The organism is Thalassospira sp. TSL5-1 (genome assembly GCF_001907695.1).
In the GTDB taxonomy this organism is placed as follows: domain Bacteria; phylum Pseudomonadota; class Alphaproteobacteria; order Rhodospirillales; family Thalassospiraceae; genus Thalassospira.
In genome coordinates this window covers 121,868-135,031 of record NZ_KV880639.1, presented here as the reverse complement: position 1 = coordinate 135,031, position 13,164 = coordinate 121,868, and the positions used below count along the sequence as shown (strand labels likewise).

11 protein-coding genes are annotated in these 13,164 nt (G+C 52.5%); 6 read left to right on the top strand and 5 right to left on the bottom strand.

Features of this window, described 5'->3' with window-relative positions; all coding sequences use genetic code 11:
* Position 1 precedes the first annotated feature (1 nt).
* The 4 genes from clpA (at position 2) to LF95_RS17470 (ending at position 6,122) form a co-directional block, all read left to right on the top strand.
* Positions 2-2,320 (top strand): ATP-dependent Clp protease ATP-binding subunit ClpA, encoded by a 2,319-nt coding sequence (clpA, locus tag LF95_RS17490; protein WP_073956468.1) that lies wholly within the window; start codon positions 2-4, stop codon positions 2,318-2,320.
* 130 nt (positions 2,321-2,450) lie between these two features.
* Positions 2,451-3,002, top strand: a complete 552-nt coding sequence (locus tag LF95_RS17485; RefSeq protein ID WP_073956467.1) for a hypothetical protein — start codon at positions 2,451-2,453, stop codon at positions 3,000-3,002.
* 806 nt (positions 3,003-3,808) lie between these two features.
* Positions 3,809-4,426, top strand: a complete 618-nt coding sequence (locus LF95_RS17475; protein ID WP_073956465.1) for a hypothetical protein — start codon at positions 3,809-3,811, stop codon at positions 4,424-4,426.
* 13 nt (positions 4,427-4,439) lie between these two features.
* Positions 4,440-6,122, top strand: a complete 1,683-nt coding sequence (locus LF95_RS17470) for a methyl-accepting chemotaxis protein (RefSeq protein ID WP_073956464.1) — start codon at positions 4,440-4,442, stop codon at positions 6,120-6,122.
* 79 nt (positions 6,123-6,201) lie between these two features.
* Here LF95_RS17470 and LF95_RS17465 read toward each other — a convergent pair whose 3' ends face one another.
* The gene (locus tag LF95_RS17465; RefSeq protein ID WP_073956463.1) at positions 6,202-7,368 is read right to left on the bottom strand and encodes a GNAT family N-acetyltransferase; all 1,167 of its coding nucleotides are present in this window, start codon (positions 7,366-7,368) and stop codon (positions 6,202-6,204) included.
* A gap of 197 nt (positions 7,369-7,565) precedes the next feature.
* Here LF95_RS17465 and serA point away from each other — a divergent pair, with 197 nt between their 5' ends.
* Positions 7,566-8,804, top strand: a complete 1,239-nt coding sequence (gene serA, locus LF95_RS17460) for a phosphoglycerate dehydrogenase (RefSeq protein ID WP_073956686.1) — start codon at positions 7,566-7,568, stop codon at positions 8,802-8,804.
* 119 nt (positions 8,805-8,923) lie between these two features.
* Here serA and aat read toward each other — a convergent pair whose 3' ends face one another.
* Positions 8,924-9,574 (bottom strand): leucyl/phenylalanyl-tRNA--protein transferase, encoded by a 651-nt coding sequence (aat, locus tag LF95_RS17455; RefSeq protein ID WP_073956462.1) that lies wholly within the window; start codon positions 9,572-9,574, stop codon positions 8,924-8,926.
* A gap of 316 nt (positions 9,575-9,890) precedes the next feature.
* Here aat and LF95_RS17450 point away from each other — a divergent pair, with 316 nt between their 5' ends.
* Entirely contained in the window at positions 9,891-10,694 is an 804-nt protein-coding gene (locus tag LF95_RS17450; protein WP_073956461.1) for a hypothetical protein, read from the top strand.
* A gap of 48 nt (positions 10,695-10,742) precedes the next feature.
* On the opposite strand, the gene accC is transcribed toward LF95_RS17450, so the two are convergent.
* From accC to aroQ, 3 genes are read right to left on the bottom strand one after another with little or no spacing between them, the layout of a single operon-like run.
* Positions 10,743-12,086 (bottom strand): acetyl-CoA carboxylase biotin carboxylase subunit, encoded by a 1,344-nt coding sequence (accC, locus tag LF95_RS17445; RefSeq protein ID WP_073956460.1) that lies wholly within the window; start codon positions 12,084-12,086, stop codon positions 10,743-10,745.
* Between the two features lie 17 nt (positions 12,087-12,103).
* Positions 12,104-12,553, bottom strand: coding sequence for an acetyl-CoA carboxylase biotin carboxyl carrier protein (gene accB, locus LF95_RS17440; protein ID WP_073956459.1), 450 nt, complete (start codon positions 12,551-12,553; stop codon positions 12,104-12,106).
* A 12-nt stretch (positions 12,554-12,565) separates the two neighbouring features.
* Positions 12,566-13,012, bottom strand: a complete 447-nt coding sequence (aroQ, locus tag LF95_RS17435; protein WP_073956458.1) for a type II 3-dehydroquinate dehydratase — start codon at positions 13,010-13,012, stop codon at positions 12,566-12,568.
* Positions 13,013-13,164: the final 152 nt, after the last annotated feature.

The window sequence follows — 13,164 nt, the reverse complement described above, 5'->3', positions numbered from 1 at the left end:
CATGCTCTCGCGTAATCTGGAAGAAAGCCTGCACCGTGCGCTTGCATACGCATCCGAACGGCGTCACGAATACGCAACACTGGAACATTTGCTGCTGTCTTTGACCGAGGATCAGGATGCGGTTGCGGTTTTAAAGGCCTGCCGCGTTGATGTAGACCGGTTACGTGGCGAGCTTCTTGAATTTGCTGATAGTGAACTGTCCGGTCTGGTCAGTGCGCGTTTGATTGATCCCAAGCCAACGGCCGGGTTTCAGCGGGTTATTCAGCGTGCTGCCATTCATGTTCAGTCTTCGGGGCGCGAAGAAGTGACCGGTGCCAATGTGCTGGTTGCGCTGTTTTCCGAACGGGAATCGCACGCGGTGTATTACCTGCAACTGCAGGATATGACGCGCCTGGATGCCGTTAACTATATTTCACACGGTATAGCCAAGGCGCCGGAACTTAACGAACGGCGGGTGCCGCGTGGTGCCGATGACGAATTGAATGCGTCGGGCGCTGGCGAGGCCGACGAGGCCGGAGCCGCCAAGGAAGGCGAGGCCCTTAAGGCCTATTGCGTGAATTTGAATGCCAAGGCGCAAAAGGGCAAGATTGATCCGCTGATTGGCCGCCAAAGCGAAATTGACCGCACCATTCAGGTGCTGTGCCGTCGTACCAAAAATAACCCGCTTTATGTCGGGGACCCGGGTGTGGGCAAAACCGCCATTGCCGAAGGCCTTGCCAAACGCATTGTTGACGGCGATGTGCCGGAGGTTCTGCAGGGCGCGACCATCTTTGCCCTTGATATGGGCTCGCTTCTGGCGGGAACGCGGTATCGTGGTGATTTTGAAGAGCGCCTGAAAGCTGTGGTCAAAGAACTGGACGAGCATGACAATGCCGTGCTGTTTATTGATGAAATCCATACCGTGATTGGGGCTGGTGCAACGTCGGGTGGGGCGATGGATGCCTCGAACCTGTTGAAGCCTGCCCTGGCGAGTGGTGCACTGCGCTGCATCGGTTCCACGACCTATAAGGAATTTCGGGGGCACTTTGAAAAAGATCGTGCCCTTGTGCGTCGTTTCCAGAAAATCGATGTTGATGAGCCGTCGCTGGAAGACACCATCAAAATTCTCAAGGGTCTGAAGCCCTATTACGAAGAACATCATCACGTTAAGTACACCAACGAAGCCATTCGTTCTGCGGTTGAACTGGCATCGCGTTACATTAATGACCGTAAACGCCCCGACAGCGCGATTGATGTGATTGACGAGGTGGGGGCGTCGCGAATGCTGGTTGCGCCAAGCAAGCGTAAACGCACGATCAGCAAGCGGGACGTTGAAGAGATTGTTGCCAAGATCGCGCGTATTCCGGCCAAATCGGTTTCGAGTGATGACCGCAAGGCACTGCAAAATATCGAACGTGACCTGAAAACGGTTGTGTTTGGGCAGGACAAAGCCATTGAGGCCCTCTCGAGTGCGATCAAGCTGGCGCGCGCGGGCCTGCGTGAACCGGAAAAACCGATTGGGTCCTATCTGTTTTCTGGCCCGACCGGGGTTGGTAAAACCGAAGTCACCAAACAGCTTGCCAATGTTATGGGCATCGAGTTCGTCCGCTTTGACATGTCCGAATATATGGAACGCCACAGCGTGTCACGCCTGATTGGTGCGCCGCCGGGCTATGTCGGGTTTGACCAGGGCGGTCTTTTGACCGATGCGGTTGATCAGCATCCGCATGCGGTTGTGCTGCTTGATGAAATCGAGAAAGCCCATCCGGACCTGTTTAACATCCTGTTGCAGGTTATGGATCACGGCAAGCTGACGGATAATAACGGCAAGACCGTTGATTTCCGCAATATCGTGCTGGTGATGACCACCAATGCTGGCGCGTCGGACATGGCAAAACCTGCCATCGGCTTTATGCGTGATCGGCGCATTGGTGAGGATGAAGAGGCAATTAAACGCACCTTCAGCCCTGAATTCCGCAACCGTCTTGATGCGGTTATTCCGTTTACCCATCTTCAGGCGGATGTGGTCAAGATGGTGGTGGATAAATTCATTCTGCAGCTTGAAGTGCAGCTTGCGGATCGCAATGTATCCATTGAACTGACAGAAGCTGCCCGTACATGGCTGGCCGATCGCGGATATGATCCGGCTTTCGGCGCGCGTCCGTTGGGGCGTGTCATTCAGGAGCATGTTAAAAAGCCACTTGCCGAAGAGTTGCTGTTTGGCAAGCTCGAGAAGGGTGGTTCGGTGCTGGTTGATATCGAGAATGACGGGGTTGTTTTCCGTTTTCCCGATCAGCAGGATGATAAAAGCGAGAGCCGTGACCCTGAAATGGTTGAGTAAATCAGCTACGGCTGATTTGAACCTTTATCATGGTTCTGCTTGCTATCGTGGTGGGCCATAGTATTCTGAAATGTATCCAGCTCGGTTTCGGGGCTGGATACTTTTCTAATTGAGGTTATTTCGACTTTTTATGAATTCATCAGGCCAAAGACAAAAAGTAAAAGAAGTCGAGCATTTCCTGTCGCAGTTGGAAAAGCGCGGGCGTATTCTGGTTTCGATTGCTGCGGAGCTTGAAGCCCTGGCAGATACGACAGATGTTACCCGTTATCGTCCTTTCCGGGAACAGGTCGACAACTTCAAGGCTCTTTCCCTGATCCTTTCAGAAAGGCTGTCGGCGCTGGATAATCATCCGCGTAAGGATGAGTTGGAGAAACAGTTCCATAAGCTTCAAGTGCTGATGCTGCGGCTCGTGATTAAAACCAGTCTTAAATTCTTTTTTGTCATGAGTGCCAAGCCCTTTCTGCCATTGGGCTCTCGTGAGTTGTTTCAAAGCGAATTGCGAACGCTTTATGAGGCAGAAAAAATGTTGTCTGATCCTAGATTTAAAAGCGATTTGGATGACAGTGCGCAGGACGATTTGGATATGGCACGCGATATCCTTGAGGAAATTATCCAGCATGCTCCTGCGTTGCTGAATTTCAGCAATAGACCCGCAGCCAATAAACGGAAGAGATTCCGCTAGGCTGTTGTAATTTTGAATAATTCCAATCCGTTTGGGTAACCCCTATCCGGTTTGAATGTTCTAAATTACATGCTTCCCTTATTTCTGATCTCCGTGATTCCTCAAAATGCAAATTTTGGTGTGGCTTGGTATTGCCCGGATTGCAGTGGTTTATGCGTATCCTGTGTGAATCTGATGCCGATAAACGCGTGTATGTTGCAATATGGGATACTTATTTTTGCATTTTGCAAAATCATTTTTGCATTTTGCACAATCGATGGATATACCCCTAAGGTATTGCCACTCTATACCGTGCAAACCCGCGAAATTTTTAAATTTAAAAAACTGGCACGGTAACTGCATATATAAGGGCGGACAGTTGTTCTGTGCAGGGGCGCACTACGGTGCGCCTGGAACAACGTAATCTTCTGCAGTTTGCTCGTGTCCCAACCAAAACTTATAGCGGCGATTTTTATCGCCGCTTTTTTCTTGCCTGTAATCTGGCAGAAAACTCTTCTTATCCCGCATTCATTGTCTCTGCATTTCTGTGCCATCCATCCGCAGGTTGCGTCATTGCCCATACCTGATTGTTCTGCAAAGGCATGACAAGGTGCTGTTTACCGCTGGTAGCGACCCTGTATGTCGCCAGTTCAGAAATCCAGAGTGCAGCAAAACGATACTCCTTAAATTAGGATGGTTGGAAGTATATCCTTTGGTATATGTTAATATCATACCTAATGGCTAGGTTTAGTGTGTGACGTGCTTTAATCGGATGGTTGTGCCCGCTTTACTGCAAAGGGGCCTCGGGGAATTGAGAGGGATTTGTCATGAAACGGTCTGGTTCACGCTTTGCGGCGTTTGTTGTTGGTGTGGCGGCTTTGTCGTTCACCGCAGGTGCATGGGCACAACAGCAGCTTCCCGCAGGTCCGAAAGAGCTGATTGATGCGGGCGTGATTGCGGAAGTGCGCAACTGGCTTGTTAACCCGGTCGTTGAGATATCGGTAAAGGGGCAGAATGTGCGCAATGCCAACTTGTCTCAGGCGCAAATCGATGCCGCAGACAAGGAATGGCGCGCAGAGCGTGAATCTGACGATCAGCCGACCATTGCCGCCGTACTCAATAACCCGCTGTCAGGATATTTAACGCAAATCCAGGCCCGTTCCGGCGGGCTATATAGCGAGATATTTGTCACCGATGCCCAAGGGCTCAATGTTGGTCAGAGTTCCATTACCTCGGATTTCTGGCAGGGTGACGAAGCCAAATTTCAGAAAACCTACCCGCAAGGTGCCTCGGCTGTCTTTATCGACGAGGCGGAATACAACGAACAGGCGGATAACTGGCGCGCACAACTGAACATGACGGTGTCAGACAGCACCGGAGAGCCGATTGGAGCTGTCACGGTTGAAATCAACCTGACTGAACTTGCCCGCCGCAAGGGCCTTTAAGGAAACAAGAGTCATGATGTTTTTTAAAAATATGCTCATTCCTGTCAAACTGGCAGCCAGCTTTGCAGTCATGATCGTTATCATTCTGTTGGTTGGCGGGGCGGCTTTTTATGCGATGAACCAGGTGGAGATTGCAGATGCGCGCAGTGAGCGTCTGATCGATATTGAGGAAAGCTTTAACGATATCGATAACGCCTATCGCACGGCGCGTCAGGAAATGACCTATTTTCTGACCACAGGTGATCGCAGCGGGCTTGATGCCTATCATGCGGCTGTGGCACGCACGGATCAAACTGTGACGCATCTTAAGGAAAAAGCCTTCGCGGACCCGGAAATTATGGGCCTTGCGCAGGAAATGGAAACCGCGATTGATGCCTGGCAGGATATTGCCAACCAGCAGGCGCAATTAATGCGGCAATATCTGACGGTTAATCATGCGCGCGCGATTGAAGCTTCGGGCGAGCCACGGGCGCTGGCTGTAAAGGTTAATGAAGCCGCGCAAAAACTCGAAAGCTATATTGTCACATCGCGCAAGGACCTTTCGGGAGAGCAACATGCCGCCGCGTTGTTTTTCAAAGTCACACTTGCGGTTGGTGTGGCCGGGTTGATTGTCTTTGCAATCCTGTTTGCGACAGTCCTGACACGTATGATTGCATTTCCCATTCGCGACATGACAAGTGCGATGAGCAAACTGGCCAATGGCGATGTGAATGTGCGTTTTAAGGAAATGAAACGGGCCGATGAGGTTGGTGCAATGTCGCGGGCTTTGCGGGTGTTTCGTGAAAATGCCGAAGACCGGATGCGCATGGCAGAACAGGAAAAAGCCGAAGCCGAGCGGCAATTGGAGCGTGGACGACATATGCACGAACTGTCGGCGCGCTTTGACCAGCAGATCAAGGATGTTCTTTCAACAGTGTCGGTTGCATTGGGTGAAGTGCGTGGTGCGTCCGAGCAACTTTCAGATCATTCTGCGCGTGCCAATGATTATGCCCAGCGGGTAGCCAGCCAGGCTGACGAATCCTCGGTTAATATCGAAACCGTGGCAACGGCGACATCGCAGCTTTCGTCGTCGATTAACGAAATCTCGCACCAGATTTCACAGGTTGCCGATATTGCCAAAAAGGCCGCACAGGATACGGCAAAAACCAATGCCCGCGTTTTGCAGCTTAACGAGGCCGCCGAAAGCGTTGGCGAGGTTGTTAATCTGATCAGTGATATTGCCGATCAGACCAATCTTCTGGCCCTGAATGCGACAATAGAATCTGCCCGGGCGGGCGAGGCTGGCAAAGGGTTTGCTGTGGTTGCCGGCGAGGTCAAAAATCTGGCGTCGCAAACCGCCCGTGCGACCGAGCAGATTACGAGCAAAATTACCGAAATGCAGTCCGAAACCGGTGCAGCCGCGTCAGCAGTGCGTGACTTTGCCGAGACCATTTTGCGCATCGAAGAACTGATGGCCGTTGTCGCCAGCGCAATAGAAGAGCAGGGCGCTGCCACCCGGGAAATTTCGCGCAGTGTGGATGGTGTTGCTTCTGGTAATCAGGAAATCAACCATGCGGTTGGAAATGTTGCCCGTGCTGCCACTGAAAGCGGCGAGCTGTCGAATGGTCAGTTGGGCTGTGTTGGCCGTCTGACTGCTGCAAACGACCAGTTGCTGGCACATGTGCATGGCTTCCTTGATGAGGTGCGCAAGATTTAGCCTTCTTTCCTAAAAGATGTTGAACCGGGTCGAGGCATGGTGCTTCGGCCCGGTTTATTTTTGGGTGGTTTGGGGCAAATTACTTTTGCGGGTTTGTATTGTCCTTGCGATAGGGGCTGTGTTCTTCGCGAATGAACAGGCTGTTTTCCTCGATACCTGCACGTTCCTGTTCCAGAAAACGGGCAACCGCATCGCGCAGGCCAGGATGGCGTAAGAAATGGGCCGAATGGGTCAGTACCGGTTCGTAGCCACGTTGAATTTTATGTTCGCCCTGCGCCCCGGCCTCGACGGTTTTAAGGCCGCGTTCAATGGCAATGTCGATGGCCTGATAATAGCAGGTTTCAAAATGCAGCATCGGGGTCCGGTCAATGCTGCCCCAGTTGCGACCATATAGCGTATCTTGGCCCAAAAGGTTCAACGCGCCTGCAACAATATCGCCATCGCGCAAGGCTGTAACCAGAACAACATTGTCGCGTAGCCGGTCATGTAGCAGGTCAAAGAATTCGCGGGTCAAATAGGCCTCGCCCCATTTGCGGTCGGTTGTATCGTGGTAAAACCGAAAGAACTGGTCCCAGTGCCGTGTTTTCAAATCATCCCCGGACAAGGCGGCAAAACTGTATCCAGCATCGATGACCTGGCGGCGCTCCTTGCGGATATTTTTGCGTTTGCGCGAATTTAATGCGCTCAGAAAATCGTCAAAGCTGCCATATCCGCGATTTTTCCAGTGATACTGGATGCCTGCGCGTGTCAGAAAGCCATTTTGCGCCAGAGTCTGGCTTTCGTCTTCCTGACAAAAGCTCACATGGATACCGGAAAGGCCAAGTTGGTCTGGCAGGGCGGCAAGGCCCTGGGCCAGGGCAGTTTTGATGCCGCCCGGGGCAGGATGATCAGCCCGTACCAGCAGGCGGGGCCCCGGAACCGGGGAAAAGGGCACGGCGGATTGCAGTTTGGGGTAATATTGGCCCCCGGCGCGTTGAAAGGCATCGGCCCAGGCCCAGTCAAATACATATTCACCATAAGAATGGCCTTTGACATAAAGCGGTGCGACACCCGCAATCGTGCCATCCTCATCCTGGCAGATAATATGAAAAGGTTGCCATCCGGTGTCCGGGTGGGCGGACTGGCTGTCTTCCATCGCCGATAAAAAGGCAAAGCTGACAAAAGGGTTGGCAGAGCCGGCACAGGCATCCCATGCGTCGGCCCCGATCTGATGGATATCGGTGGCTGTTTTCAGTTCGACTGGCAAAGGTTTTCCCCGTTGGCAAATGGGTGCGTTGAGGCTTTAAAATTCTACGCATAACCCGGTATATGCGTTCAAAAGATAGGCGCAATGCGTATATGTGCAAGGGAAAGCCTTTGACGTAGGGGCCTGTTGGTCCTATTTCATGAACGGCTTGGGGAGTGCCCCGGCTAATTCTTCGAAAAAAAGGATGGTACGTCGTGATCAGCAAACTTTCGTTGGAGAAGGACAAAATCAAGATTGTTCTGCTCGAAGGTATCCATGAAAATGCTGTTAAAATGTTTCGGGAGGCGGGTTATTCCAACGTTGACCTGTATCCTGCAGCGCTTGACGCAGACGAACTGAAGTCTGTCGTTTCCGAAGCGCATTTTCTGGGCATTCGATCCCGTACCAAACTGACCGAAGAAATTATCGAGGCTGCGCCTAAGCTGACATCGATTGGCTGTTTCTGTATTGGCACCAACCAGGTTGACCTGAGTGCTGCGGCCATGCGCGCCATTCCGGTTTTTAATGCGCCCTATTCCAATACCCGTTCGGTCGCCGAACTGGTTTTGGGCCAGATCATCATGTTGTTGCGCGGTATTCCGCAGCGCAACACGGCGGCCCATGCGGGGGGCTGGCTTAAAAATGCCAAAGGATCGTTTGAAGCCCGTGGCAAGACGCTCGGGATTATCGGTTACGGCCATATTGGTTCGCAGCTTTCGGTGCTTGCCGAGTCGCTTGGCATGAATGTCATTTATTATGATGTCATCAACAAACTTGCGATGGGCAATGCAACTTCCTGTGCCAGCATGGATGACCTGTTGGCGCGTGCCGATGTGGTGTCGCTGCATGTTCCGGCCAATGACCAGACCAGGAACATGATCACCTCGGCAGAGCTTGCCAAAATGAAGCCGGGTGCGCATTTCATTAATGCGGCGCGTGGCAATGTGGTTGTGATTGAAGATCTGGCAGCCGCCCTGGAAAGCGGGCATCTGGCTGGTGCCGCGATTGACGTGTTCCCGGTTGAGCCCGCAGGCAAGGACGAGGAATTTGTCAGCCCGCTGCGCGGCATGAGCAACGTGATTTTGACACCGCATATTGGGGGTTCCACCCAGGAAGCCCAGGAAAATATCGGGATCGAAGTGGCTGAAAAGCTGATCACCTATTCCGATAATGGTTCAACGCTGGGTGCGGTCAACTTCCCCGAAGTGTCGTTGCCGGTCAAAAACCGCAATCATACGCGGTTTATGCACATCCATCGCAACGTTCCGGGCGTTATTTCCAAGATCAACGATGTGTTTGCATCGCGTGGTATGAATATTTCCGGGCAGTATTTGCGTTCCGAAGGCGGTATTGGTTATGTCGTCGTGGAAGTCGATGACGAAATCAAGCCTGGCCTGGGCATTCGCAAGGAACTTGAAGCGATTAACGGCACCCTGCGTGTTCGTTTCCTGTTTTAAGACTCAGGTTTGCTGAATTGATCTGAAAGGGGCGGTGCCGGATGGCATCGCCCTTTGTTTGTGGGGATTCAGGCTGTATTTTGTTTTGCCGGAAAGCCTTGGTAAGACATGTGGCTGGATTACGGATAGGGTTTTTCGCTTAAAACGGCTTCGATTGCAGCGTCATCGGCTTCAAAGGGCAGGGAGGCGCGGCCGGTCAGGGCGTTGGCTAGCTGGCTGCGATATTTTTGACGTGAAATTTCGACAACGCCAAACTGTTTAAGGTGGTCGTTGACAAACTGCGTATCCAGCAGGCGATACCCGCCCTGCCGCATCAGGGCGACAAGGTGAACCAAGGCAACCTTTGAGGCGTTGGTGGCGCGCGAAAACATGCTTTCGCCAAAAAAGGCCTGGCCGAGGCTAACGCCATATAAGCCGCCCACAAGTTTTCCATCCTGCCACGCTTCAATCGAATGGGCACATCCCATTTCGTGCAAATGGCAATAGGCCTCGCGGATGCTTTTATTGATCCAGGTTTCCTCGCGTGTTTCTGTGGTGGCGGCACAAGCGGCGATCGTGGCAGCAAAACTGCTGTCAACCTTGATGTCAAAATCCTTCCGCCGCACAACCTTGCGCAGGCTTCGCGGCACATGAAAACCATCCAGCGGGATCACGCCACGCCATTCCGGGTCAATCCAGTACAGCGTCGGATCATCATGGCTTTCGGCCATGGGAAAAAGTCCCACGGAATAGGCGCGAATCAAAAGTTCCGGTGTCAGTTGGTTAGACATAATTGCTGAAATGGTTGCATGTCCTGGTTGTGCGGACGGTTTTTTCTGTCCGTGTCTGTATTTCATATGTGCATTGGCTCTGCCGCAACAAGATGAAAATTCCTCTATTCTGCTTTATTACGATTAGGTATAATAAATCCTATACGTAACGGGGAATTTGTTCCGTAATGTTATCATATTGATGAATAACGGAAAACGGCAATGGGAAATACAGGCTGCGGGTGCCGTGTTTTTGAAATGTGACTTCCAGTTTTGATTTCTGCCGTGTTCAGCGCATGATCCGCAAATTTTACCGTATGTTTTCTGAGGGGGTATTATGAAACTTTTACGGTCCGTTGGTGTTGCCTTCCTTGTTTCGACGGCTTTTGTCGGCGCATACGGAACGACAACGGCTTTTGCCCAGCAGTCGGGGGTGCAAAACCAGTTGCCGCCTGCTTTGCGGGCGGCTCTTTTGTCTGGTAATGCAGGTGCTATTCAGCAGGCGATACAGGTCTTGAGTGCCGGTAATCCGGCGCGGCAAGCGGAGCTTGCCCAGCAGGTTGTCGCAGCGGCAGAACAGCTTGTTCAGTCTAATCCGAAGGCGGCCCTTGCGGCGGCGCAGGTGGCTGTTAATGTTGTCAGCAACGGTTCGGTTCAGACTTCCGCGCCAGCTTCTGCCAATAATGTGGCCGCAATTGCGGCCCGTATTATTGTTAACCCGAATGTGATTCAGGCCGCGCCAGCCCAGGTTGCGCAGGTTGCGACCCAGGCGGTTCGGGTTGCAACATCACCGGTCGTATATCAGGCGAACCCGACAGCAAGTGTGCAGGTTGCTGCCAATACACATGCAGCGGTCAATAATCCGACGGTTGTAGCTGCCGACCCAACTGCATTGCAGCAAGTGAGTGCGGTTATTAGTCAGGCAAGTGCCAACCAGAGTTTAAATGGTAGCAACTCTAGTAATGCCTCGCAAATGAACTCAATATTGGCGCAGCAGCAACCGCAACCGCAACAGCAGCAACAGCAACAGCAGACACAAACAGTGGTGCAACAACCACAGGACCCTGTTGGCGATCCAATAGAGCCCCCTTCGCCGGAGTCTGAGGCTGTCAATAACGCTTCGCCGATCCGACCATCATGATGTGGTAATAAACAAAAACCGGGGATCGTTTGATCCCCGGTTTTTGTTTTACTTCTTCATGTCCATGAATTTTTCAAGCCAGTGAATATCGTAATTCCCGGCCTGAATATCAGGATTGGCCAACAGGCGCTGATGCAGTGGAATGGTGGTTTTGATGCCGCCAATCGCATATTCGGCCAGCGCACGACGCAGGCGCATCATACATTCTTCGCGGTCACGACCATGCACGATCAGCTTTGCAATCATGCTGTCGTAATAGGGCGGGATGGAATAGCCGGTGTAAATGCCGCTATCAACACGCACACCCAGACCGCCTGGCGCATGATATTCCTGAATTTTACCAGGCGAGGGCACAAAGGTTTGCGGGTCCTCGGCATTGATGCGGCATTCAATGGCATGACCATTGATTTCAATGTCATCCTGGATAAAGGACAGTTCCATGCCGGCGGCAACGCGGATCTGTTCACGCACCAGATCAACGCCTGAAATGGCCTCTGTCACCGGGTGTTCCACCTGCAAACGGGTGTTCATTTCAATGAAATAGAACTCGCCATTTTCATAAAGAAACTCGATGGTCCCGGCATTGCGATAGCCCATGCCGCGCATGGCATTGGCAACGATGCCACCAATGCGCGCCCGTTCCTCGGGCGAGAGCATGGGTGCCGGGGCTTCTTCCAGAACTTTCTGGTGGCGGCGCTGAAGGGAGCAGTCACGCTCGAACAGATGCACGGCATTGCCGTGTGAATCGCCAATCACCTGCAATTCGATATGGCGTGGCTTGCCCAGATATTTTTCCATGTAAACAGCGGCATTACCGAAGTTCTGCAAGGCTTCCTTGCGGGTCATGGAAAAGGCTTCGGCCAGGTCTTCATCGCGTTCCACAACCTTCATGCCACGGCCACCACCGCCGCCGGATGCCTTGATCAGGACCGGATAGCCGATGTCGGCGGCACATTTTTTGGCCTGTTCAACGGTGGTAATTTCACCATCGGATCCCGGCACAACAGGAATGCCAAGTTTTTCGGCCGTCTGTTTTGCCATAATCTTGTCGCCCATCGTCCGGATATGTTCCGGGCTGGGGCCGATAAAGGCAAAACCGTGTTCTTCGACCATTGCAGCGAAATCGGCACTTTCCGAGAGAAAGCCATAACCGGGATGGATGGCTTCGGCCCCGGTAATTTCGGCCGCCGACAGGATGGCCGGAATATTCAGATAGCTGTCACGCGATGCTGCCGGACCAATACACACGGCTTCATCGGCCAGGCGAACATGCATGGCATTGGCATCGGCGGTGGAATGCACCGCAACGGTTTTGATGCCCATTTCGCGGCAGGCGCGCTGGATACGCAGCGCGATCTCGCCCCGGTTGGCAATCAGGATTTTTTCAAACATTGCGGTATAACCCCGGATTATTCAATGATGACCAGCGGCTCGTCATATTCGACGGGGTTGCCGTCGGTCGCAATGATCTGGCTGATTTTACCAGCCTTCGGTGCGCGGATCGGATTGAAGGTTTTCATGGCTTCAATCAGCATCAGGGTCTGACCTTCGGCAACGGTGCTGCCTGCGGTGATAAACGGTGCGGCACCGGGTTCCGGTGCGAAATAGACAACACCCACCATCGGCGATTTAACGCAACCCGGATGCGATGAAAGATCACCGCTGCTGGCAGCAGTCGGTGCTGCAGCAGCAACCGGAGCAGCGGCAACCGGGGCCGGTGCGGCAGCATAGGTGGTGCCCTGGCGGGCAACGCGGATTTTGTTGTCGCCATCGGCAACTTCAATTTCCGTGAGATTGGTTTCGTCCAGCAATTCTGCAAGCTGGCGAATGGCGTCGTTATCGATGTTGAACTTGCTCATTTCGACTATCTTTTATGATGATGGAGCGATAAGGGGTTTCAACGCGTCGAGGGCAAGAACATACCCTTGGGCACCAAAGCCGCAAATCATGCCTTTTGCTGCCTTTGAAACAAAGGAATGGTGCCGGAATGTGTCGCGCTGATGAATATTCGACAGATGTACCTCGATGATCGGCAGGTCAGATGCCAGCAAGGCATCAAGAATAGCGACCGATGTATGAGTATAGGCCGCAGCATTCAAAATGATGCCGCATCCCTTTACACGGGCTTCCTGTATCTGGTCAACCAGAACACCTTCGTGATTGCTTTGATGAAAGGCAATTTCCAGGCCCTGTGTCGCGGCATGGTTCTCGCACAGTGACTTTATATCCTCGAGCGTGGTCGCACCGTAAATTTCGGGCTGACGCTGTCCCAGAAGATTAAGGTTAGGGCCATTTAAGATGTAGACGGGTTTTGTCATCCGGTCTCACATATCCAACAGTTTGTGGTGCGTTTATACCACGACGAAAGTCTGACGCAACGCCGCATTCCTTACATCCAGATCACGCAATATGCCAGCTTTGATGTGAAGGCACCGTTAAGGCACGCATTTGTCGGGGTGTGTCGTGGTAT